Genomic DNA, 22,753 nt, shown 5'->3' with positions numbered 1-22,753 from the left:
CCGCAGCACCGCCGCACCAGGGAGGACCCCGTGACCACACCCCAATCTCGCGCCGCCGCGCTGATCGCGGCCACCAACGACGCCACGGTCGGGGCGGGCGAGGCGCTCACCATCGGCTTGCTGACGCCGGTCACCGGTCCCGGTGACGCCACCGCCGGTGAACTGATCGTGCGGGCGGCCTGCCTCGGCGCGGAGTACCTCAACGAACGCGGCGGCGTACGCGGCGGGCTGCCGGTACGGCTGGTGCTGCAGAACGACCAGCCCCTGGAGGAGGGCGAGATCATGCAGCGCAGCGCCGTCGGCGGGCTGGCGAAACTCGCCCTGGTGGACCAGGTGCACGCGGTCATCGGGCAGTGGCATCTGCGGACCGCACCCGGAGTGTCGGCGGCCGCCGAACTGTTCGGCGTGCCGCTGTTCGTGGAGAACGGGCACAGCACGCTGACCCAGCAACGTCGCCGCACCCTCTTCCGCACCTACTTCACCATCGCCGACCGGGCCCCGATGATCGCCGACCTGCTCGTCGAACAGGGGGTCCGCAAGGCGGGGATCCTCGCGGCGGACACCGTCTTCGGCCTGATGAACGCCGACACCATCGCCGACGAGTTGACCGCACGCGGCGTCGAGGTGCTCCGCTTCGACTTCCCGCAGGACACCACCGACGACGTCCGCGACCAGCTCCGGGCGGTCAAGGACTTCGCGCCGGACGCCCTCATCAACGGGGGTGTGGTCCGGACCAACTACATGATCATCCAGCAGGCCGCGGAAGTCGGACTGCTGCCCGGACCGATGCTCGTGGTCCTCTTCCCCTTCCCGATGCGCTCGCAGGACTACTGGCGCCTCGCCGGCGAGGTCGGCAACCACGTCATCTGGCCCGCGCTGCTGTACCGGCCGTCCTGGCCGGGCCTGACGGAGATCGGTCGCTGGTTCACCGAGCGCTACGCCGAACGCTTCGGGTCGTTCCCACCGGACAACGCGCTGAACGCCTTCACCGACGTCACGATCCTCGGTCAGGCCGCCGACGCCGCGCGCGAACTGAGCCGCGAGGCGCTGATCGAGGCGCTGGAGACCCACGAGTTCGACACCTGGCGGGGCCCGGTGCGGTTCCAGCGGGACGACCAGCACTGGCACCACAGCCCGCCACCCATCGTCCTGATGCAGTACCAGCAGGTCGGACAGACCTTCGACGACGCGACGATCGTCTACCCGCCCCAGGCCCGTACCGGTACGCTGACCCGCCCCGACCGCGACGCGCAGGTCGTCCGGTGACCGACCCCGCAGGTACGACGGCCGCCGCCCGGCTCGTCGCCACGCTGCGCGCGCACGGCGTGGACCGCGTCTTCTGCGTACCGGGCGAGAGTTTCCTGCCGGTGCTGGACGGGCTCGCCGACGCCGGCATCGACCTGGTCACCTGCCGCCACGAGGGCGGGGCCGCCTTCATGGCGCTGGCGGACGCCAAACTCACCGGCACACCGGGGGTGGTGCTGGTCAACCGCGGCCCGGGTGCGACGAACGCCGCGATCGCGGTGCACTCGGCGGACCTCGACGCCACCGGGCTGCTGCTGATCGTCGGCGACGTGCCCACCGCCGAGCGCGGGCGACGCTCCTTCCAGGAACTCGACCACCAGGGCACCTTCGCCGGGATGTCGCGCGGGGTGTTCACCGTCGGGCATCCCCACCATGTCGCCGAGTTCACCGCCCGCGCTCTCGCCGCCGCACACGGTGGGGTACCCGGACCGGCGGTGCTCGTCGTACCGGAGGACGTGCTCACCGCACCGGTGCCGGTGTCCGGCTCCGGGGCGCCGGTGGCGACCGAGGTCCCCCCTGCGCCGGCCGACGCGATCGACCGGACCCTGGCCCTGCTGTCCGCGAGCCGACGACCGGTCCTGGTCGCCGGCTCCCAGGTGGACACCCCGCAGGGCCGACGCGCGCTGAAAGTGACCGCCCACCGGCACCGCCTGCCGGTGCTGGTGACGAACAAGCGGCAGGACCTGTACGACAACACCGACCCGTTGTACGCCGGGCACCTGCACCTGGCGACCCCGGCACACCAGCGCGACCTGGTCGGCCGCGCCGACCTGGTGCTGGCCGTCGGCACCCGACTCGACGCCGTCAGCACCCAGCGGTACACGCTGCCCGACCCGGGCACCGCGCTGGTGCACGTGTACCCGGACGCGACGGTGCCCGGTGGGGCCTACCGGCCCCGGCTGGCGTACGCCTGCTCCCCCGCCGCCTTCCTGGAGCAGCTCGCCGCCGCACCGCCCCGTGCCACCGTCGACGACGACTGGGTCCGGCAACTCGCCGACCACGAGGCCGAACAGGCACAGTGGACTCCCGTCACCGCCGGCGACGGGGTCGTGTTCGGTCGGGTCGTCGCGGTGCTGAGCGACCTGACCTCGGGGCGTGGCGTGGTCACCGTCGACGCCGGCAACTTCACCTCCTGGGTGCACCGGTACCACCGGGTGGTCGAGGAAGGTCGGCTGCTGGGCATCGGGTCGAGCGCGATGGGGTTCGGCGTACCGGCGGGTGTGGCGGCCGCACTGCGTCGCCCGGAGCAGCCCACAGTCGTCTTCGTCGGCGACGGGGGTTTCCTGATGACCGGCAGCGAACTGGCCACCGCGGTCCAGCGCCACGCCCGGGTGGTCATCGTCGTCGCCGACAACGGCAGCTACGGCACCATCCGCCAACACCAGGAGCGCCGCAGTCCGGGCCGGGTCGTCGGCACCGACCTGACCAATCCCGACTTCGCCCTGCTCGCCCACGCGTACGGGGCGTTGGGTCTCACCATCGGCACCGACGCCGAGGTGGAGCCGGTGCTGTCGAAGGCGCTCGCCCACCCCGGCCCGGTCGTGGTGCACGTACGCACCAGCCTCACGCACATCTCCGCCTACCAGCGCCTCACCGACCTCGGGAGGGTCCGATGAACCTCGTGCAGCGACTGACCGGTCTCGTCGGTGCCGACCACGTGCTGCTCGGTGACGCGATCGGCGCCCGGTACGCACAGGATCTGTGGGGCAGCGACCGGATCGGTACGCCGACAATGGTGGTCCGCCCGGCGGACACCGGTGAGGTCGCCGCCGTACTGGCGGAGTGCCATCGTCGGCGTCAGCCGGTGGTGGTGCAGGGCGGGATGACCGGGCTGGTGGGCGGTGGCGTCCCGGACGCACACGAGGTGGTGCTCTCGCTGGAACGGATGACCGCGATCGAGGAGATCGACGTGGTCGGCACGACGATGACGGTCCAGGCGGGTGCGACGCTGCAACAGGTGCAGGAGGCCGCCGAACGGCACGGGCTGATGTTCCCGCTGGACCTGGCCTCACGCGGGTCGTGCACGATCGGCGGCTGCCTGGCCACCAACGCGGGCGGTAACCGGGTGCTGCGCTACGGCATGACACGTGACCTGGTGCTCGGCGTCGAGGCGGTGCTCGCCGACGGGACCACGCTGCCCGGGCTGCACAAGCTGGTCAAGAACAACGCCGGGTACGACCTCAAGCATCTGTTCATCGGCTCCGAGGGAACACTCGGGGTGATCACCCGAGCGGTGCTGCGCCTTCAGCCCCTGCCCCGTACCCGTTACGTGGCCTTCTGCGGGCTGTCCGGCGTGGACGCGGCACTGGCGTTGCTGGGCCGGCTCCGCGCGGCGTTGCCGGGCTCGGTGAGCGCGTTCGAGGCGATCTGGGACGAGGCGTACCAGTTGATCCTGCCGCTGCGCGACACGGTGCGGACACCGCTCGTCGGCCGGTACCCGGTCTACGCGCTCGTGGAGATCCAGGGCTCGGACCCGGTCGGCGACACCGAGCGGTTCGTCTCGGCGTTGGACGGCTGCGACGACCTGATCACCGAGTCCGCCGTCGGGCTGGAGCCCGCCGAGGTGGCCGCCCTGTGGGCGGTACGGGAACGGATCCCGTCGCTCATCCTCGGGGGCGAAGGGCCGTTGTTCGGCTTCGACGTGAGTCTGCCCGCGACGTGCCTGGAGGCCTACCTGACCACCGTCGACCGCGAGTTGCGCGAACTGTGGCCGCAGGTGTCGTTGCAGGTGTTCGGGCACCTGGGCGACGGAAACGTGCACATCGCGGTGATCACCGGTGAGACCACCCGTCGACGCAAGGCGGAGGTCGAGCACATCGTCTACCGCAACGTGGAGCGCTACCAGGGGTCGATCTCCGCCGAGCACGGTATCGGCTTCGAGAAGGAGCCGTACCTGGCCTACTCTCGACGCCCGGCGGAGATCGCGACGATGCGCCTGCTCAAGCAGGCCCTCGACCCGCACGGCATCCTCAACGGCGGGCGGATCTTCGCCACCGGAGGCGACCAGGTACGGCTCCGGGCGGAGGTGCCGGCATGACCCTGCTCCGCAGTTCCCTGCGCCCGTACGGGACCTCGATCTTCACCGCGATGAGCCAGCAGGCGGCCCGGCAGCAGGCGGTGAACCTGGCCCAGGGGGCACCGGACTTCGGTCCACCGGCCGCCCTGCTGGCCGCCGCCGACGAGGCGGTACGCAGGGGCGGGCACCAGTACAGCATGAGCATCGGGGTGCCCGCGCTGCGTCAGGCGATCGCCGCCGACCTGCTGCGCCGCTATCGACGTCAGGTCGACCCGGAGACCGAGGTCACGGTGACCGCCGGTGCCAGCGAGGCGATCTGGTGTGCCGCGCTCGGGCTGCTCGAACCGGGCGACGAGGCGATCGTCCTGGAACCCTGCTACGAGCAGTACCCACCCGCGGTGACGGCGGCCGGGGCGACGGTGCGCTACGTCCCCTGTGACTTCCCCGAGTTCCGGCTGGATCCCGAGCGGCTCGTCGAGGCGTTCAATCCGCGCACCCGACTGGTCTTCCTCAACACGCCGTGGAACCCGGCCGGTCGGGTGCTCCGCGAGCCGGAGCTGACACTCATCGGCGAACTCGCCGAGAAGTACGACGCGTACCTGGTCGCGGACGAGACGTACGAGCACCTGACCTTCGACGGGGTGGCGCACCTTCCGGTCGCCGAGGTCGCGGCGTGCCGGGACCGTACCGTGACGATCTCGTCGGTGTCGAAGACCTTCTCGGCGACCGGGTGGCGGGTCGGTTGGGCGGTGGCCCCACCGGCACTGACGGCGGCGCTGCGCGCGGTCAAGCAGTTCGTGACGTTCGCGCCGGCCACTCCCCTGCAACTGGCCACCGCCGTGATGGTGACCGACGCCCCGGCCAGCGGTTACTACGAGCTGTTGCGCGCCCAGTACGCCCAGCGGCGGGCGGTGCTGCGGGACTACCTGCAACGCACCCCGCTGACCCTGGCCGACAACGAGGGGACGTTCTTCCTGCTCGGCAGGTGCGCCGACGACGATGTGGAGTACTGCACGGAGCTGATCCACAGTCGGGGGGTGGCGGCGATCCCGGCCTCCCGGTTCTATGCCGATCCGCAGCGGGGCCGAGGACTTGTCCGCTTCGCATTCTGCAAACGTCTCGATACGCTGCGGCTGGCGGGTGACCGTCTGACCGCGGGAGGGTGATCTGACGATGGAACCGACTGCGCTGCCCCTGGCGGCACGGGACTACCTCGATCCACTTGCGGCGGAGATGGCCGCGTTCGAGGCGATCGCCCGCAAGGCCGACCTGTCGGTGCCGGTGCCGGCACAGGTGAGCCGCTACTGGCAACTGCGGGATCTGGTGGCCCACCTCGGCGGCATCCACCGGTGGGCGGTGGAGAACATCCGTACCGGCAAGCGGGCCCGGCAGGTGCCGAAGCCGGACGACGACGCCGACCTGGCGGACTGGTACCGCGCCGGAGCGGACCTGCTGCTCGACGAGCTGGCCCGGACCGACCCGGACGCGCCCTGCTGGAATTTCAGCACCGTGCCCCGGGCCGCCGGTTTCTGGTTCCGGCGGCAGTTCCACGAAACCCTGATCCACGGACGCGACGCCGACCTGACCCTGGGCGAACTGCGACCGGTGCCGCAACTGCTGGCCGCCGACGGCGTGGACGAGGTGCTGCGGGTGATGCTGGCGGTCGGCCACCGTTGGGACGGCAAACCGGTCACCACGCTCACCGGCCCGGTGACCGTGGAGCTGTCCGACACCGGGCACCGGTGGGTGCTGACCCCGTCGGGCAACCGGGTTCCGGCGGTCAGCGGCCCGAGGGCTGCTGCTGCGGACGAGTCGGTGGCGGTGGTACGCGGACCGGCCCAGCAGGTGCTGTTGCTGCTCTGGCAGCGGCTGCCGTTCGCCGACGGTACACACCTGGTCAGCGGTGACACCGACCTGGTGCAGCGACTGCTGAAGAGTCAGATCACGCCGTAGCCTCAGACCCCGAGGCCACCGCTGACCACCAGTTGGGTCCCGGTCACGTGCCGGGACTCGTCACTGGCGAGATAGAGGATCGCCGCCGCCGCGTCGTCGGGGGTGCCGAGTTCACCCATCGGCACCCGGGCCAGGTACGCGGTGCGGGCCCGGTCCACGTCCGGATCGAACAGGGCGAGCACCCGGTCACCCAGGTCGGTCTCGATCAGTCCAGGGTGCACCGAGTTGCACCGGATGCCGTACCGCCGCCAGGCGCAGTGCACCGCGACGGACTTGGTGAGCTGGGTGATGGCGGCCTTCGCCGCGCCGTACGCGGTGAACAGCGGGGTGGACATCAGCCCGGCGGTGCTGGAGACGTTGACGATGCTGCCGCCGCCGCTGGCCCCCATCACCCGTACCGCGGCACGGCAGCCGAGCATGACGCTGTCCAGGTTGACCGCGAGGATGCGCCGCCACTGCTCCAGTTCCACCTCCTCGATGTCCTGGGCCTGCTCGTCGCCGATCCAGCCGGCGTTGTTGACCAGGATGTCGAGGCGTCCGTACCGGGCGACGACCGCGTCGACGACCGCGTCCCAGCGGTGTTCGTCGACCACGTCCTGAGGCAGGTACCAGGCGGGCCCGCCGATCCGTTCGACCGCCTCGGCGCCACGCTCGGGGTCGCGGCCGGTCACCACGACGGCCTGCGCGTCGTGCCGGGCGAACAGCTCGGCGGTGGTCAGGCCGATGCCTGCGGTACCGCCGCTGATCAGGCAGACCTTGCCGGCCAGCCGCATGGGTGCCTCCCTCGTCACGATCCCGCGCCGTCGAGCAGGCGCTGCACCTCGTCGTCGGTCATCGATTCCACCCGCGCCAGCACGTCGTCGAGCAGCCGATCGTCGACGGTCTGCGGGGCCAGGCCCTGCCGCACCTCGGCGGCGAGCGTGGCGAGCGTGGGGCGCTGGAAGTAGCGCAGCGCGTCGATCTCGACGCCGAAGGCGAGCTGGGCCATGGCGACCAGCCGGATCAGCATGACGCTGTCGCCACCGACCTCGAACAGGTCGTCGTCGGCGGACACCGGGACGCCCGGCAGCACGACGGCGTAGCACTCGTCGCGCAGTCGGCGCAGAACCTGGTCGTCTCCGGTGTCGCCGGTCCGGTTTTCGGTGTCCACCCGCACCCCCTGATCAACCAAGCAACAACTAGACTATTGACTACAGTTATATCGTGAGTCAAGGCTCAAGTTCGGAGGCGACGCATGACCATGGAGTCCGACACGGAAGCCCTCCAGCGGCGACTCGACCACCTGCCGCCCGACCGGCGCAGGGCGCTGGAACGCGTGCTGCGCGCCCGCGCCGAACCGCCCCGATCGACCGCGCCGCTGGCCCCCCGGCCCGATCCCGACGCGCCGGCACCGCTGTCGTACGCACAGGAACGGCTCTGGTATCTCGAACAGCTCTACCAGCGGCGCGACATCTTCGCCTTCCCCACCGCCAGCCGCCTGCACGGGGAGCTCGACCTGGCCGCGCTGCGCAGCGCCTGCGCCGACCTCGCCGCCCGACACGACTCGCTGCGCACCATCGTCACCACGATCGACGGCAGACCGGCCCAACAGATCCTGCCCGTGGGCACTGTGGACTTCGCGCTCGTCGACCTCACCGGCGCCGACCCCGCGGCCTGTGCCGAGCGGGCCAGCGCCGACGCGCTCGCCGGCTTCGACCTCGCGACGCAGCCGCCACTGCGGATCCGCCTCTACCGGCTCGCCGACGACGACCACGTCCTGGTCGTCAACCAACACGTCGCCGTCGCCGACATGCCGTCCCGGGCGATCCTGCTCCGCGACCTGTGGAACCGGTACGAAGCCGCCGCGTACGGCACCGCGCCGCCGCTGCCCACCCTGCCGATCCAGTACGCCGACTTCGCCGTCTGGCAACGCGACCGCCTCGACGGCCAACGGCTGGACCGGCTGCTCGACTACTGGCAGCAGCACCTACGCGACGCGCCGCACAAGCTCGCCATCCCCACCGACCGGCCCCGCCCCGCCCGGCACGAGGGCGCCGGACGGTTCTACTACGACACCGCCCCCGACGGGCTGGGTGAGCGGGTCCACGAGGCCGCGCGGGCGTGGCGTACCACCCCGTCGGTGCTCCTGCTCGCCTGCTACCGCCTCCTGCTGTGGCAGTACAGCAGCCAGGAGGACATCGTCATCGGCGTGCCCAAGAGCGAGCGGGCCCACCCGGAGACCGAGAACCTCATCGGCTACTTCGTCAACGTGCTGCCGTTGCGCTCCCAGGTACGCGACACCGACACCGCCCGGCAGGTCATCGCGCGCGAACACGCCCACGCCCTCGCCGCGTACGCCCGACAGGAGCTGCCGTACGAGCGGGTGGTGCGTGACGTCAACCCGGTCCGCGAGGCCGGTGTCCCGCCGCTGTACCAGGTCTCCTACTCGTACCTGGCCGACGACGGCACCGGGTTGCCGCTGGCCCCCACCGGCCTGCGCGGCGAGCCGTTCCCGCTGCGGTCCGAGGGCACCGAGTACGACCTCGGCGTCAACATCCTGCACGGGGCGCAGCTCGGCGCGCAGTGGCCGTACAACGACGACATCTTCGACGAGTCGACGATCGTCGCCCTCGCCGGACAGTTCTGGGCGCTCGTCGCCGCCGTGGTCGACGACGTCGACACGCCGGTCACCGCGCTGCCGGTGGTCCACGAGGCCCGCACCGCCCCGACCACCGCAGCCGGTGACGGCGCTCGGCGTACCCCGATCGACTCCCCGCTCGCGACGATCCCGGCTGCCGCCGCCGCCCTCGGGGCGATCGGCCGCCTGCTCAGCACCGCACCCCCCGGCAGCGCCCTGGCCGACGTGGACGCCGCGCTGGCCGAGGCCACCGGCGCCGAGCTGATCCGCGTTCCCGACGACGGCAGCGAGCTGACCGCGCTCGTGGACCGGCTGCGGCCCGGTCTGCTCAGCGCCACCGTGCCCCTGTTGGCGCGACTTCCCGCAGGCTGGCGGGCCCCGCAGGGCTGCGCCCTGCTGGCCGTCGGTGACCTGCACCGCGCCGCCGCCGCGCGGCTCGCCGCCCGCGCCGACGTGGTCTGGTACGGCTGCCTGCGCACCGCCGGCGGCCTGGCCACGGTGGGTCGGCTGTCGGTCGGCCCGCACCGCGTCGACGCCGGTCGACCGCTCGCCCCGCTGCGGGCGTGGACGGCCCACCCGTCGGGCCGCCCGCTACCGCAGGGCGCCTTCGGCACCCTGCACCTGGGCGACGCTGCGGACGCAGGCGAGCCGACCCGCTGGTACGCCCGGATCCGCGCCGACGGCCGCGTCGAACTCGTCGGCCCGGCCGACGAGAGGACCGTCCTGCGCGGGGTGCCCCTGCACCCGGGCGAGATCACCGACCTGCTGGTCGAGTGTCCCGGCGTACGCGACGCGACGACGATCACCACCGCGGACGGCACCCTGCACGCGTACCTGGTGCTGGACGGTACGGCCGACGTGTCGCAGGTACGGCAACGGCTGGAGCAGCGGCTACCGGGCTTCGCCGTGCCCGGGCTGACCGTGCTGCCCGCACTGCCGTACACCGCCGACGGGTACATCGACCGGGCGGCACTGCCCGCACCCACCGCCGACGGGCGCACCGGCGGCCGGGCCCCGTCCGGCCCCGTCGAGCAGGTCGTCGTCGACGCGTGGCGCGACCTGCTGGGTCGGGCACCCACACAGGTCGACGACAACTTCTTCGACCTCGGCGGGCACTCGCTGATGTTGCAGCAACTGTCGGCCCGACTCTCGGAGGCCTTCGGCGGCGCGGTGCCGCTGATCGAACTGCTGGAGCATCCGACGGTGGCCCAGCAGGCGCAGCTCGTCACCGAACTCGGCCTGGCCGAGGATCCGGCATGACCGCGTTGCACGACCCGACCGGATTTCACGAGCCGACCGGGTTGCACGAGCCGGTGGCGGCCATCCTGCGCGACGAGGTCCTCGCCGCCGTCCTGCCCGGACTCGACGTGCAGCCCACCGCGAACCTGTTCGAGTCAGGTGCCGACAGCCTCGCCCTGATCCGGCTGGTGAACCGCGCCAACCGGGTCTTCGAGGTCGAGGTGGACGCCGCCGCGTTCTTCCAGCAACCCACAAGCGACGTGCTGACCCGCCTGGTGGTGGACCAACTCCAGGGCGGGACCGGCCAGGGAGCCCCGCAGTGAGCGGCCCCGACACCGACCCGCGACTCGGCATGAGCGTGGCCCACCGGCGCTACGTCTCCCGCGCCGACGTCCGCTACGCGGGCGACCTCGTCAACGGCGCGTACGCCCTGGCCGGGTTCGGCGACGCGGTCACCGAACTCACCATCCGGACCGACGGCGACGAAGGGCTGCTCGCCGGCTACCGGGCCGTCGAGTTCCACGCCCCGATCCGGGCCGGTGACGTCGTCGAGTTCACGGCCACGGTGACCCGGCTGCGTACCCGGTCCCGTACCGTCGCCCTGACCTGTTCGGTGCTCTGCCGGGCCACCCCCGAGCGGGGGGTCACCGCGGCGCAGCCGCTGCAACCGCCGGTCGTCGCGGTCACCGCCGAGGCCACAGTGGTGGTCCCCCCGGCGGGCTGACCGCTCACCCGCACCTCACGCACGATCGTCGGGCACCTCCGCCCCCGAGGGGTGGAGGTGCCCGACGCTTGTGCGCTACACCTCGTCCAGTCGCTGCCGCAGCGCCGCCCCGATGCGCGCGAGCGGCGCGGGTTCGGTCATCGACCAGTGGTTCGCCGCCACGTCGACCCGGGTCACCCCACCTCCCACGTACGGCTCCCACGCGTCCGCGGTGGGCGCCTGCTCGGGCCGGTCCTCGGTGGCGGTGACGAAGAGCAGGTCGCCGTCGTACCGGCGGGGCAGGTGGTGGCGCATCGCCTCGACGTGCCCGGCGGCGGCGCGGGCGATCCCGGCGATCTCCGCGGTCCGCAACTGTGCCAGCGCCGGGTTCGCCTCCCGTACCAGCTGGGCGAGTTCCTCGTCGTCGGGCAGTACGGACAGGCTCGGATCGGTGCTGCGAAGCTCGGGGTCACCGGTGAGCACGCCGAGCACCTCGGCCGGAGTGGGCGGCTGGGCCGCCGGGCCCTGCTGCGGCACCGGGTAGGCGTCCAGCAGTGCCAGCACGCCGACCTGCTCGCCCCGCTCCCGCAGCCGGACCGCGATCTCGTGGGCCACCAGGCCTCCGAAGGACCACCCGAGCAGGTGGTACGGCCCCTGGGGCGCGACCGCGCGGATCCGTTCGAGGTACAGCTCCGCGAGGGCCGCGACGTCAGCTGCGGCCGAATCCGGATCGGTCAGCAGCGGCGACTGGAGGCCGTACAGCGGTCGGTCGGACTCCAGATGCCGGGCGAGTCCCGCGTAGCCCCAACTGAGCCCGGTGAACGGGTGTACGCAGAACAGCGGCGCGCGGTCACCTGTAGCTCGCAGGGGCAGCAGGACGTCGAGGCCGCCCTGCTCGGAGGCGTCGGAGAGCAGCCCGGCGACGGTCGGGGTGACGAACACCGACCGGACGCTGAGCTGCCGTCCGGTGGCCGCGGCGATCCGGTTGACCAGTTGGACCGTCAGCAGGGAGTGCCCACCCAGGTCGAAGAAGTTGTCGTCGATGGTGACCTGGTCGCGGTGCAGCAGTTCGGCGACGATCCCGCAGGCGATCTCCTCGTCCCGGGTTCGCGGTGCTCGTCCCCGCCCTCCGTCCCGGCCGGGTGCGGGCAGCCGGGACCTGTCGAGTTTGCCGCTCGCCGACAGCGGAAGCCGGTCGAGCAGGACGAGGCGTTGCGGCACCAGATGCGCCGGTAGCACGTGGCGGGCCTCGTCGCGCACCTCGGCGACGAACTCCGCCTCCGTACGGGGACACCTGAGCTGCGCCGGCCGCGCTGGCCGCGACAAATCGTCGGGACGGACGGCGTGCAGGCTGACCAACCCGGTGCCCGCGAGCAGTTCCGGCGTGTGCCGGGTGACCGCGAAACCGTGCCGGACCAGCAGGTCGCCGACCTCGTCGGCGCCAGCGTTGTCGGTCTCGACGAGCACCTGCCGGATCAGCGGCCAGTGCTCGTCGCGGATTCCGCGCAGCACGTCGAGTTCGCTGCGTTCGACGTCGACCTTGAGCAGATCGATGCGCGACACGGCGGTCTCGTCGATGACGGCGGACAGGGTGCGCAGCGCGACTGTCACACGTTCCGGTCGCAGTCGCTCGTCGCGCAGCTCAGCCCAGTGCGGGCTGTCCGCCGACACCCCTTCGTACCCCTGGACGACGCGGGCGTCGGCTGCGGTGTCGGCGTACCGGCCGGACATGATCGACAGGTGCGGGTAGTAGGTGAAGTCGACCTCGCCCTCGGTGTCGCCGAGCCCGTGGGCGAAGGTCTGCGCCGTCAGTCCGTACAGGGCGGTGTTGGCCGCCAGCATCCGGTGCAGGGCGGGCACCGGCTCGAAGGCGTACGTCACCACATCCGGGTGGGCGCGGTGCAGGGCGAGGCTGAACATGCCGACGTGTGCGCCGACGTCGAACACGCACGCGTCGGCGGGCAGCTCCAGACGTGCCGGTGACACCGGGCCGTCCTCGAACAGCTCCCGGTACAGGAACTGAGCGGTGGCCCGGTCCGGGGCCACGACCGCGGTGCCGTCGGGCAGGGTCTGCCACGGCAGTGACTCGGTCGCGCGCAGTGCCGCCAGGCGGTGCAGCAACGGCTCCACCGTCGGGTCCGGCACGAGGTGACCGACGAGTTGGGCGCCGCCGTCCGGGGCGGGATGGGCAGCGACCGCGGCGGACGCCACGCCGGTGTGCCGGGCGAGCGCCTCCTCCACCTCCTGCGGCTCGATCCGCAGGCCACGGATCTTCATCTGGTCGTCGACCCGCCCCAGGAACTCCAGCGCGCCGTCGGCCCGCCACCGGGCGAGGTCACCACTGCGGTACATCCGGGACCCCGGCGGACCGTACGGGTCGGGCAGGAACCGCTGGGCGGTCAGGCCCGGCTGGTGCTGGTAGCCGTCGGCGAGCTGGCGGCCGGCCAGATACAGCTCGCCGGTGACACCTATGGGCAGCGGGTTCAGTTGGTCGTCGAGGACGTGCAGGCGGGTGTTCCAGACCGGTCGTCCGATCGGTACCGGTCCGGTGTCGTCGGGGCGGCACTGCCAGGCGCTGACCTCGACGGCCGCTTCCGTGGGCCCGTACAGGTTGTGCAGTTCCGCGTCGAACAGCTGGTGGAAGCGCCGCTGGACCGCGGTCGGAAGCTCCTCCCCGCTGACGAAGACCCGCCGCAGGCCGGTGCAGGTCGCCGCGGTGGGCTCGGCCAGGAACGTCCGCAGCATCGACGGTACGAAGTGCACGACGGTGACCGCGTCGTCGCGGATGCGCGCGGCGAGGCGACCGGGGTCGGCCTGCTCCCCCGGTGCGGCGAGCACGAGCGTGGCACCCACCTGGTGCGGCCCGAAGAACTCCGGCACCGACACGTCGAACCCGGCCGGGGTCTTCTGCAACACCCGGTCGGTGGCGTCGAGCGGGTAGTGGTGCAGCATCCAGGCGAGCCGGTTGACGATCGCGTGGTGTGACACGACGACCGCCTTCGGCCGCCCGGTCGACCCGGAGGTGTAGATCACGTACGCGGGGTGTCGGGGGTGCAGGTCGCGCGCCGGCCGGGTGGCGGGCCGGGTGGCCAGTTCGGTGCGGGTCCGGGGATCGTCCAGGACCACGACCGGTACGCCGAGATCGGGGAGTTCGGTGTCGCCGGTGGTCAACACGAGGGTCGGTCGACTGTGCCGTACCGCGTACCGCAGTCGCTCGGCCGGGTGGTCGGTTTCCAACGGCAGGTACGCCGCACCTGCCTTGTGCACGGCGTAGAGGGAGACGATCAGCTCGATCCGCCGGGGAATCGCGACCGCGACGATCGCCCCGGGCGTGACCCCGTGGGAGAGGAGGTGATGCGCGAGCCGGTTCGCCGCCTCGTCGAGCGTCGCGTAGTTGACGGCACCCGTGTCGGCGACGACGGCGGTGGCCTCGGGGCTGCGCTGCACCTGCGCCTCGAACAGATCGGGCAGCACCGTGTCGGGTACGGGTCGGTCGGTGCGGTTGAACTCGTCGAGCACCCGCTCGCGTTCACCCGGCAGGAACAGGTCGATGGCGTCCAGCGGCTGCGCCGGATCGCGGCTGACCGCGTCGAGAAGGTGGACCAGTCGCGCCCCCAGCCGCGCCACGGTGTCCCGGTCGAACAGATCGGTGGCGTACTCGAACGAGCCGAGGATGCCGGCGGGTCGCGCCTCGGTGTAGCTCTCCTCCGCGCCGAGCACCAGGTCGAACTTGGCCACGTGCAGGTCGACCAGCTCCGCGGTCACGGTGACGTCGCCCAGCGGCGGTAGGCCACCCGCCCCACCGCTGTTGACCTGGAGCACCACCTGGAACAGGGGGTGGTGCCCGGCGGCGCGCGGCGGGTTGAGCGCCTCGGCGAGCAGCTCGAAGGGCAGATCCTGGTGGGCGAAGGCGGCGAGGTCGGTGTCGCGTACCCGGGTCAGCAGTTCGGCGAAGGTGGGGTTGCCGGCGGTGTCGGTGCGCAACACCAGGGTGTTGACGAAGAAGCCGACAAGGGCGTCGAGGTCGGCCTCGGCCCGCCCGGCGGTGGGGGCGCCCACGGGAATGTCGGTGCCCGCGCCGAGGCGGGTCAGCAGGGCGGCGAACGCGGCCTGGAAGAGCATGAACATGCTGACGCGGTGGCGTCGGGTCAGGTCGAGCAGGCGGGCGTGCAGCTCGGCGTCGATCGGGAAGGTGAGCAGGTCACCGCGGTAGCTGGCGACCGGGGGCCGGGGCCGGTCGGCGGGCAGCTGCAACGCCGCCGGCAGCTGCGCCAGCGTCCGCTTCCAGTAGGCGAGCTGCCGGCCCAGCGGGCTGTCGGGGTCGGTGACCTCGCCGAGTTGCGCCCGCTGGCGCAGGGTGTAGTCGGCGTACTGCATCGGCAGGGGCGGCCAGGTCGGCGCCGACCCGTCGCGGCGAGCCGCATAGGCGGTGCCCAGATCGGTCAGCAGCGGCAGCAGGGAGAGCCCGTCGCTGGCGATGTGGTGCAGGACGATCATGAGCACGTGCTCCTGCGGCCCGGTGGGCAGCAGCCACGCGCGGACCGGCAGGTCGACGGCGAGGTCGAAGACGGTTGCGGCGGCGTCGGCGAGAAGCTGTGGCAGCTGTCCCGGCGTGACGTCCGGGCGGATCAGCGGTACGTGGGCGTCGGCCACGACGTGCTGCGTCGGTTCGCCGTCGAACTGCGGGTAGACGGTACGCAGCACCTCGTGCCGGCCCACCACGTCGTCGAGCGCCACCTGTAGGGCGTCCGGGTCCAGCGGCCCGGTCAGCCGCAACGCCATCGGCACGTTGTAGGTGGCGCTGGGGCCTTCCATCTGGGCCAGGAACCACAGCCGCCGTTGGGCGTAGGAGAGCGGCACCCGCTCCGGGCGTCCCGGCTCGCCAGCCGGGACCGCACCGACGTCCGCAACCGGCGGCTGCTCGGTCGGTGCCTCGACCTGCGGCTGCTCGGTCGGTGCCTCGACCTGCAGCTGTTCGGTCGGTACCGCGAGGTCCTGGTCGTCCGCGCCGCTGCCGCCGTCCAAGGTGTGCGCCATCCCGGCCACGGTCGGCGTGTCGAAGATGGTCCGGATCTCCAGTTCGGCACCGAGCCGTTCGCGTACCCGGTTCACCAGCCGCACCACGAGCAGCGAGTACCCGCCCAGGTCGAAGAAGCTGTCGTCGATGGTGACCGTGTCCACCCCGAGCACCTCGGCGAAGAGTTCGCAGAGCACCCGCTCCGTCTCGGTACGCGGTGCGCGCCCCTCGGTGAGCTGCGGCGCGGGCAGTGCCGCCTGGTCGATCTTCCCCACCGTGGTCAGGGGCAGTTCGTCAAGTACGACATAGCTGCCGGGTACGACGCCGGCGGGCAGTTCCCGGGTCAGGTGTGCGCGTAGTTCGGCCTCCCCCGGCACCCGGGACCCGGGAACCAGGTACGCGACGAGCCGGGGACCGCCGGGCAGGTCCGTACGGAGCAGGACGGCGGCCTGGCGTACCTCCGGATGGCCGGCGAGACAGGCCTCGATCTCGGTCAGCTCGATCCGTACGCCGCGCAACTTGACCTGGGTGTCGATGCGCCCGAGGAACTGCAACTGGCCGGTCTCGCCCCACATGCCGAGGTCTCCGGTGCGGTACATCAGCTCACCGGGACGGAACGGGTTCGGCACGAACCGGGCGGCGGTCAGCTCCGGGGCGTTGAGGTAGCCGCGGGCCAGACCCACACCGCCGACGGTGATCTCGCCGGGCACCCCGACCGGGGTGGGCTTGTCGAAACGGTCGAGCACGTAGACGAAGCGGTTGGGCATGGCCCGACCGATCGGCGGCTGTCCCCGCCATTCCCGGTGTTCGCAGACGTAGTAGCTGCACCCGATGGTGATCTCGGTGGGGCCGTACCCGTTGACGAAGCGACGGCCGGGGGCCCGCCACCGGTTCACCAGGTCACCGGGCAACGCCTCACCACCGACGAGGATCTTGCGCAGCAGCGGGTACTCCGCCGGTGGGATGAGGCTCAGCACCGCCGGCGGAGCACCGAGATAGGTGATGCCCTCGGCCTCGATCACCCCGGACAGCGAACCGGGGTCGCTGCGCAACTGCTCCGGCGCGAGCACCAGGGTCGCTCCGGAGGTGAGCGCGGAGAAGATCTCCCCCTCGGCGAGGTCGAAGTTGACCGCGGCGTACTGCAACATCTGGTCGCCAGGTCCGAGTTCGAACACCCCGGTCATCCAGGAGACGAAGTTGGACAGCGCGCGGTGCTCGATCAGCACGCCCTTGGGCCGTCCCGTCGAACCGGAGGTGTAGAGGACGTAGACAAGCGACGACTCGGTGACTGGCGACGGTTCAGCAGGTGTCGGCGCGGCGGCGATCGCGGCGGCGTCGAGATCCAACCAGACCGGCTCCCAGCCGGTGCTGTCCGGAAGCCGGTCCCGTACCCGGGAGTGGCTGATCACCACCTTGGCGCCCGCGTCGTCGAGCTGGTAGGCGAGCCGGTTGCGGGGGTGGGCGAGATCCAGTGGGAGGAACGCGGCGCCCGCGTTCATCGTGGCGAGGAAGGCGACGACGGTGTCGATGCCACGTTCCAGGGCGACCCCGACGATGTCCTCGTGTCCGACTCCGCGACCCCGCAGGTACCCGGCGAGGCGGTCGGCCCGCTCGATCAACCCGCGGTAGGTGAGTTGCTCGTCGCCGTGGCGCAGGGCGACGGTGCGGGGCGTACGCGCAGCCTGGGCGGCGATCTGTCGGTGCACCGGTTCACGCAGGTACGGCCGGCGGGCCCCCTGCCAGGCCTCCAGGACCCGCTCACGTTCGATCGGGGTGAGTATCGGCAGTTCGCCCAGTCCGGTGCCGCTGTTCGCCGCCACCGCCTCCAGCACGGTGCACAGGTGCCCCACGAGTCGTTCGATGCGGGGTACGGCGAACAGGTCGGTGCGGAAGTCGGCGGTGATGTGCAGCGCCTCTTCGTCCTCCTGGACGGTCAGGGACAGGTCGAACGGATGCCGGTCCAGTCCGGCGTCGACGAGTGCGGCGCTCACCTCGGGCAGGTCCAGCGCGGCACCGGCGGCTGCACCGGGCAGCAGTTGCAACCCCACCTGGAACAGCGGGTTGCGCCCGGCTTCCCGTTCCGGACGCACCGCGGCGACGACCTTCTCGAACGGTACGTCCTGATTGCGCCAGGCACCCAGCACTGTCTGCTGTACCCGGTCGAGCAGTTCGTCGAAGGTGGGGTTGCCGCCGAGATCGGTGCGGAGCACGACCATGTTCACGAAGTGACCGATCATCTCCGGCAGCTGGGGGCGGTGTCGGCCGGTGGTGGTGGTGCCGATGACGATGTCGTCCTGACCGGTGTAGCGGGACAGGACCGCGTCGAAGGCCGCGACGAGGGTCATGAACAGCGTCGCTCCGCGCCGACGGGACAGCTCGCGCAGGGCCGGTACCACCGCGCCGCGAAGGACCGTCGTCACGCTCTCGCTGCGGTCGGAGGGTACGACCGGCCGGGGGAAGTCGGTGGGCATCGCCAACGTCGGCAGGTCCCGCAGCGTCCGCTGCCAGTAGTCCAGCTGCCCGGTCAGCATCTCGTCGCCTCGGCTGCGCTGCCAGACCGCGAAGTCGGGGTAGTGCACCTGCGGTACGCCCAGCGCCGGTTCGGTACCGGTCACCGCGGCCCGGTACAGCTCGGTCAACTCGGCGAGCAGGGTCTGTGACGACCAGCCGTCGACGCAGATGTGGTGCATGGTGAGGGCGAGCAGGTAGTCCTGCGGGCCGAGGACGGCGATCGTGGCGCGGAACAGGGTCTCCCGGTCAAGGTCGAAGGGCCGGTCGACGGCCTCGCGGGCCCAGCGGGCAACTGTGCTGTCGCGTTCGGCCTCCGGAGTACGGGACAGGTCGACGACGGTCACAGCGGCCCCCGCGTCGTGGACCACCTGGACCGGCCGCCCGTCCTGGTCGACGACCGTGGTGCGCAGTGCCTCGTGCCGGGTGACGAGGTCGTGCAGGCTGGCGCAGAGTGCGCCGATCTCCACGCGTCCGCGTAGCCGGAAGGTGGCCCCGAGGTTGTAGGTGCTGGTTCCCGGGTTCAGCCGGTCCAGGAACCAGAGGTGCTCCTGCAGGTAGGACAGCGGCAGCGGGTGGGTGCCGTCAGGACGTCGCCTGATCAGGTCCTGCTCCGGTTCGGCGAGGCTGCCGGTGAGCCTCCTGAGCACCTTGTCCCGCTCGTCAGCCGGAAGTGAACGGACCCGATCGCCGAAGCTATCCATAACCACCCCGCCTGTTGCATGACTGTAGTCTTCAAGCCGTGACTACAGTAATGTCAACTGCATGCAGCGTCAACGAATCCCCCTCGACCCTCCATCCGGGACGCGCACCCCCCACAGGACAAGGTTTGACGAGAATCCCACCCGGTTCATATTTACAAGAGTTACGGCGATCAGTAACGATGCATCAGGTAGTGGATCGCCAACACACGGTTGGGAGGTTGTCCGGTGCTTACCCCTCACCTCATCGACTGGCCCTGGTAAACCCACCCATCCGGTGCCGTGCGGGCCGTGTTCCAACGGCCCGCACGAGCCCCGGAGCGGCACCCGCCCGTCGGGTCCGACCGCCCCGCAGATGTCACAGTTGTGAACGGCGCGGTCAGCTACACGATCAGCGGGCTGCACAGCGTCGCTGCGCTCACCATCGTCCTCACCGCCGCCCACCTCTTCCGCCGGCTCGCCCGGTTCGTCGGCCAACCGGGGGTGGTCGGAGAGATCACGCTGGGACTGCTCGCAGGCCCACTCATCCTGACGCTCGGCGGCGAAGACGCCCGCCAGGCCCTACTTCCCGCCGACGTCCTGACCGTCCTGTACCTCTGCGGTCACGTCGGCCTCGTCCTCTTCCTCGTCGCCACCGCCACCGAACTCACCGCCTCCACAGTGTCCCTGCGGGGTCGGGTGATCGCCTGGGTGACGGCCGGGACGCTGTTCCCGTCGCTGGCGGCCGGCGCCGCACTGGCCGGGTGGCTGCTCTGGCAGAACGACCCGGACCTGCGCGGCAGCGCTCCCCGACCGGCGTTCCTCATCTTCATCACCATCGCGCTCACCGTCTCGGCGGTGCCCGTCCTCGCCCGCATCATCGCCGACCACCGCCTGAGCGGCACCCGCGCCGCCAGACTGTCCCTGTCCTCCGCAGTGGTCGTCGACGCGATCGCCTGGCTGCTGCTCGGAACGGCAGTCGGCCTCGCCGGCACCGGCACCCATGCGGCGCTGACCGCCATCCTGGTGCTCGTCGGCGGGCTCGGCGCCTCGCTCCTGCTCCGCCGTCTGCTCGCCGCCCGTACCGTGCCTTCGGCGCTCGTCCGACACCCCTACCCCGTCGCCGCGGTGATCGCCGTGGTCGCCCTGGTCGCCGCACACGCCACCGAGTCCGGCGGACTGACCGCGATCTCCGGTGCCTTCCTCGTCGGGCTGTGCCTGCCGGCGAAGCAATCCTGGGCGGCGGCCGCTGTCACCCGGATCAACCGTCTCGGCACCGCGCTGCTGCCGGCGTTCTTCGTCGCCACCGGCCTCACCGTCTGGTCCACCGGGGCCACGGCCGTACCGTGGTTGGCGATCACCGTGGCGACCGCTCTCGCCGTGATCGGCAAGACCGTCGGCAGCTACGTCGGCGCCCGCCTGGCCGGCGAGACGCCACACACCGCGCAGCGGATCGGGGTGCTGCTCAACGCCCGCGGCCTCACCGAGATCGCGCTGCTGCAAGCCGGACACGCCGCCGGCATCGTGACCGGGCAGCTGTACCTCGCGCTCGTCGTGATGGCCCTGGTCACCACCGCCATGACGGGCTGGTCGCTGCGGCTGGTCGACCGCCGCCAGCACCGCAAGGTCCGCAGTGGAGGGATTCCGACAGAGGACAGCCAGCCCCTTGAGGGAACGAAGGCAATTCACTAAATTCTATGGATCATCTTCGACGTCAAGGAGCGTGACACCATCGCACACATCGATCTAGGGGTGCAGGAGTCCGAGTTCCCCGGCGTCCGTGGGCCGTTGCGCTTCCGACCCGAGACCGGCCGACCGTTGCTCGACCTGGTCGAGGTGCTGCTGCGCGGACCACACTCCCTCACCGCGGGGGAACGGGAACTGATCGCCGCGTACGTCTCCGGCCGCAACGAGTGCACCTACTGCTGCTCGGCGCACTCGGCTTACGCGGCGGCACAACTCGACGAGGGCATGTCCCTGGTCGACCAGGTGCACGCCGACCCGGACCGCGCTCCGATCTCCGCGAAGCTGCGTGCGCTGCTGCGTATCGCCGCCGCCGTTCAGGTCAGCGGACGCGAGGTCACCGCCGACCTGGTCGAGGCCGCGCGCACGGAAGGCGCCACCGACCTCGAGATCCACGACACGGTCCTGATCGCGGCGGCCTTCTGCATGTTCAACAGGTACGTCGACGGACTCGGCACCGTACCGGCGGCCGACCCAGGGTGGTACGCGCAGGCGTCCGAACGGATCGCCACCCACGGCTACCTACCAGTGCTGGACCGCTGAGCCGTACCGGGCTGTCAACTCGACCGAATGAGGGCATGACGTCATGGCACACATCGACCTGGGCGTGGACGAGACAGAGTTTCCCGGGGTACGGGGGCCGATGAAGTACCGCCCGGTCACCGGCAAGCCGATGCTGGAACTGGCGGAGACCCTGCTGCGTGGGCCACTCAGCCTGCCGACGGCCGACCGCGAGTTGATCGCCGCGTACGTCTCGGGCCTCAACGAGTGCACCTACTGCTGCTCGGCGCACTCGGCGTTCGCCGCCGCACTGCTCGACGAGGGCATGCCCCTGGTCGACCAGGTACGCGCCGACCCGGCCACGGCACCGATCTCCGCCAAGCTGCGCGCCCTGCTGCACATCGCCGGGGCGGTGCAGCGCAGCGGACGCGACGTCACCACCGAACTGGTCGAGGCGGCCCGCACCGAGGGCGCCACCGACGAGGAGATCCACGACACCGTCCTGATCGCGGCGGCCTTCTGCATGGTCAACCGGTACGTCGACGGTCTCGGCACCTTCGCCCCGAGTGATCCGAAGTTCTACGAAGAGACGGCCCGCCGGGTCATCAGCGTCGGCTACCGCAACACCGTCTGAGCTTCCACTGTCCGCTCAGGTCAGTCGACGGCGCTGCTCACCGCGCTTTGGGCACGCCGGCGTCGCGGGAGCGTCGGTCTCGTGGTGGCGGGCTGGCGAGCACCCGCAGTGGTGCCATCAGGCGACGGATCGTCCCCGGTCGGGTTCGGTCCTGCACCCGTGTGCGCAGCAGCGCCAGCCCGTCGCCCGTCAACTGGTCGAAGGCCCACGGCCGGCCGCCGATGCCGAGCAACAGGGCTTCGGCGCGACCGCGTACCACCGGGCCGCTGCCGTGCGTCCATCCGGTGTCGGTCGCCTCCAGTCGCAGACCGTGCAGCCGGTCGCCCATCGTGTACCCGGGCGACGGCTGGTCGGTCAGGTGTCGGAACGCCACCCGGAGCCGTTCCTCCGGGATGTCGCGGGCGATGTTCAGGGGAACCCGCATGTCCAGGTCGTGCAGCAGCACGTCGGTCAGGACCGGGTCGTAGCCGGAGCGCGGGATGGTGGTGCGGGAGCCGGCGTGCCGCCGCAGCGTCGCCACGATCTCCTCGATCGGTAGGCGGGCGGCGCGGCGGGTCAGCCGGAGGTTGAACCTGTCGAAATCGGCGCCGGTGGTGACGATCGCGGCGTAGATCTTCAACTGGCCGAAGCGCAGGTAGGTGGTGAGGTGAGCGGCGACGTCGTGCACCGTCCAGCCCGCACACAGGCTCGGCCGGCGGAGTTGTTCGGCTGTCAGCCCGTCCAGGAGGTCGGCTGCTCGGTGCCGCTCGTCGACGATCATGTCGAACACCCGCATGTCGGACAGCGTATTGAGGCCGACCGCGCTCGGCATCCGCGCGCGTGCCGTCCTGACCGGTG

15 protein-coding genes are annotated in these 22,753 nt (G+C 71.4%); 11 read left to right on the top strand and 4 right to left on the bottom strand.

Annotated elements, in window-relative coordinates; all coding sequences use genetic code 11:
* Positions 1-30: 30 nt before the first annotated feature.
* The 5 genes from Vgi01_RS08950 to Vgi01_RS08930 are packed head-to-tail and all read left to right on the top strand — an operon-like array spanning position 31 to position 6,274.
* Positions 31-1,266, top strand: coding sequence for an ABC transporter substrate-binding protein (locus Vgi01_RS08950; RefSeq protein WP_239088841.1), 1,236 nt, complete (start codon positions 31-33; stop codon positions 1,264-1,266).
* The gene (locus Vgi01_RS08945; RefSeq protein WP_204290675.1) at positions 1,263-2,921 is read left to right on the top strand and encodes a thiamine pyrophosphate-dependent enzyme; all 1,659 of its coding nucleotides are present in this window, start codon (positions 1,263-1,265) and stop codon (positions 2,919-2,921) included. The genes Vgi01_RS08950 and Vgi01_RS08945 overlap by 4 nt, the downstream gene beginning before the upstream one ends.
* Positions 2,918-4,342: an FAD-binding oxidoreductase gene (locus Vgi01_RS08940; RefSeq protein ID WP_204290674.1), complete on the top strand. Its 1,425-nt coding sequence runs from the start codon at positions 2,918-2,920 to the stop codon at positions 4,340-4,342. Before Vgi01_RS08945 ends, Vgi01_RS08940 begins: the two co-directional genes overlap by 4 nt.
* On the top strand, positions 4,339-5,487 hold the full coding sequence (locus Vgi01_RS08935) for an aminotransferase class I/II-fold pyridoxal phosphate-dependent enzyme (RefSeq protein WP_204290673.1): 1,149 nt from the start codon (positions 4,339-4,341) through the stop codon (positions 5,485-5,487). Before Vgi01_RS08940 ends, Vgi01_RS08935 begins: the two co-directional genes overlap by 4 nt.
* Before the next feature lie 7 nt (positions 5,488-5,494).
* Positions 5,495-6,274, top strand: a complete 780-nt coding sequence (locus Vgi01_RS08930) for a maleylpyruvate isomerase family mycothiol-dependent enzyme (RefSeq protein ID WP_102657353.1) — start codon at positions 5,495-5,497, stop codon at positions 6,272-6,274.
* Between the two features lie 2 nt (positions 6,275-6,276).
* Here Vgi01_RS08930 and Vgi01_RS08925 read toward each other — a convergent pair whose 3' ends face one another.
* Together Vgi01_RS08925 and Vgi01_RS08920 are read right to left on the bottom strand one after the other, a co-directional pair.
* Positions 6,277-7,047 carry an SDR family NAD(P)-dependent oxidoreductase gene (locus Vgi01_RS08925; protein ID WP_102657352.1) on the bottom strand — a complete coding sequence of 257 codons (771 nt, stop codon included), beginning with the start codon at positions 7,045-7,047 and terminating at the stop codon, positions 6,277-6,279.
* 14 nt (positions 7,048-7,061) lie between these two features.
* Complete coding sequence (locus Vgi01_RS08920) at positions 7,062-7,424, bottom strand: acyl carrier protein (RefSeq protein WP_158244870.1); 363 nt, start codon at positions 7,422-7,424, stop codon at positions 7,062-7,064.
* A gap of 84 nt (positions 7,425-7,508) precedes the next feature.
* On the opposite strand from Vgi01_RS08920, the gene Vgi01_RS08915 reads away from it, so the two are divergent.
* The 3 genes from Vgi01_RS08915 to Vgi01_RS08905 are packed head-to-tail and all read left to right on the top strand — an operon-like array spanning position 7,509 to position 10,854.
* On the top strand, positions 7,509-10,151 hold the full coding sequence (locus tag Vgi01_RS08915) for a condensation domain-containing protein (protein ID WP_204290672.1): 2,643 nt from the start codon (positions 7,509-7,511) through the stop codon (positions 10,149-10,151).
* A complete protein-coding gene (locus Vgi01_RS08910; protein ID WP_204290671.1) occupies positions 10,148-10,453 on the top strand; it encodes an acyl carrier protein in 306 nt (101 codons plus the stop codon). The genes Vgi01_RS08915 and Vgi01_RS08910 overlap by 4 nt, the downstream gene beginning before the upstream one ends.
* Before the next feature lie 29 nt (positions 10,454-10,482).
* Positions 10,483-10,854, top strand: a complete 372-nt coding sequence (locus Vgi01_RS08905; RefSeq protein ID WP_204290791.1) for an FAS1-like dehydratase domain-containing protein — start codon at positions 10,483-10,485, stop codon at positions 10,852-10,854.
* Positions 10,855-10,929: 75 nt separating this feature from the next.
* On the opposite strand, the gene Vgi01_RS08900 is transcribed toward Vgi01_RS08905, so the two are convergent.
* A complete protein-coding gene (locus tag Vgi01_RS08900) occupies positions 10,930-19,062 on the bottom strand; it encodes a non-ribosomal peptide synthetase (protein ID WP_204290670.1) in 8,133 nt (2,710 codons plus the stop codon).
* Between the two features lie 363 nt (positions 19,063-19,425).
* On the opposite strand from Vgi01_RS08900, the gene Vgi01_RS08895 reads away from it, so the two are divergent.
* Genes Vgi01_RS08895 through Vgi01_RS08885 form a run of 3 tightly spaced genes read left to right on the top strand, consistent with a single transcriptional unit; the run spans position 19,426 to position 21,916 of the window.
* Positions 19,426-20,730, top strand: coding sequence for a cation:proton antiporter (locus Vgi01_RS08895; RefSeq protein WP_158244869.1), 1,305 nt, complete (start codon positions 19,426-19,428; stop codon positions 20,728-20,730).
* Positions 20,731-20,769: 39 nt separating this feature from the next.
* Complete coding sequence (locus tag Vgi01_RS08890; RefSeq protein WP_102657346.1) at positions 20,770-21,324, top strand: carboxymuconolactone decarboxylase family protein; 555 nt, start codon at positions 20,770-20,772, stop codon at positions 21,322-21,324.
* Positions 21,325-21,367: 43 nt separating this feature from the next.
* Entirely contained in the window at positions 21,368-21,916 is a 549-nt protein-coding gene (locus Vgi01_RS08885; RefSeq protein ID WP_102657345.1) for a carboxymuconolactone decarboxylase family protein, read from the top strand.
* 37 nt (positions 21,917-21,953) lie between these two features.
* On the opposite strand, the gene Vgi01_RS08880 is transcribed toward Vgi01_RS08885, so the two are convergent.
* Positions 21,954-22,691 (bottom strand): maleylpyruvate isomerase family mycothiol-dependent enzyme, encoded by a 738-nt coding sequence (locus Vgi01_RS08880; protein ID WP_204290669.1) that lies wholly within the window; start codon positions 22,689-22,691, stop codon positions 21,954-21,956.
* Positions 22,692-22,753: the final 62 nt, after the last annotated feature.

Source organism: Micromonospora gifhornensis (genome assembly GCF_016863515.1).
Lineage (GTDB): Bacteria > Actinomycetota > Actinomycetes > Mycobacteriales > Micromonosporaceae > Micromonospora > Micromonospora gifhornensis.
This window is presented reverse-complemented; position numbering and strand designations above follow the sequence as displayed.

Excerpts from the sequence above, each read along its gene's own strand:
- Vgi01_RS08915 (WP_204290672.1), top strand. The coding sequence starts at position 7,509 with ATGACCATGGAGTCCGACACGGAAGCCCTCCAGCGGCGACTCGACCAC.
- Vgi01_RS08900 (WP_204290670.1), bottom strand. The coding sequence starts at position 19,062 with ATGGATAGCTTCGGCGATCGGGTCCGTTCACTTCCGGCTGACGAGCGG.
- Vgi01_RS08905 (WP_204290791.1), top strand. The coding sequence starts at position 10,483 with ATGAGCGTGGCCCACCGGCGCTACGTCTCCCGCGCCGACGTCCGCTAC.
- Vgi01_RS08880 (WP_204290669.1), bottom strand. The coding sequence starts at position 22,691 with ATGCGGGTGTTCGACATGATCGTCGACGAGCGGCACCGAGCAGCCGAC.
- Vgi01_RS08940 (WP_204290674.1), top strand. The coding sequence starts at position 2,918 with ATGAACCTCGTGCAGCGACTGACCGGTCTCGTCGGTGCCGACCACGTG.
- Vgi01_RS08925 (WP_102657352.1), bottom strand. The coding sequence starts at position 7,047 with ATGCGGCTGGCCGGCAAGGTCTGCCTGATCAGCGGCGGTACCGCAGGC.
- Vgi01_RS08930 (WP_102657353.1), top strand. The coding sequence starts at position 5,495 with ATGGAACCGACTGCGCTGCCCCTGGCGGCACGGGACTACCTCGATCCA.
- Vgi01_RS08910 (WP_204290671.1), top strand. The coding sequence starts at position 10,148 with ATGACCGCGTTGCACGACCCGACCGGATTTCACGAGCCGACCGGGTTG.
- Vgi01_RS08885 (WP_102657345.1), top strand. The coding sequence starts at position 21,368 with ATGGCACACATCGACCTGGGCGTGGACGAGACAGAGTTTCCCGGGGTA.
- Vgi01_RS08935 (WP_204290673.1), top strand. The coding sequence starts at position 4,339 with ATGACCCTGCTCCGCAGTTCCCTGCGCCCGTACGGGACCTCGATCTTC.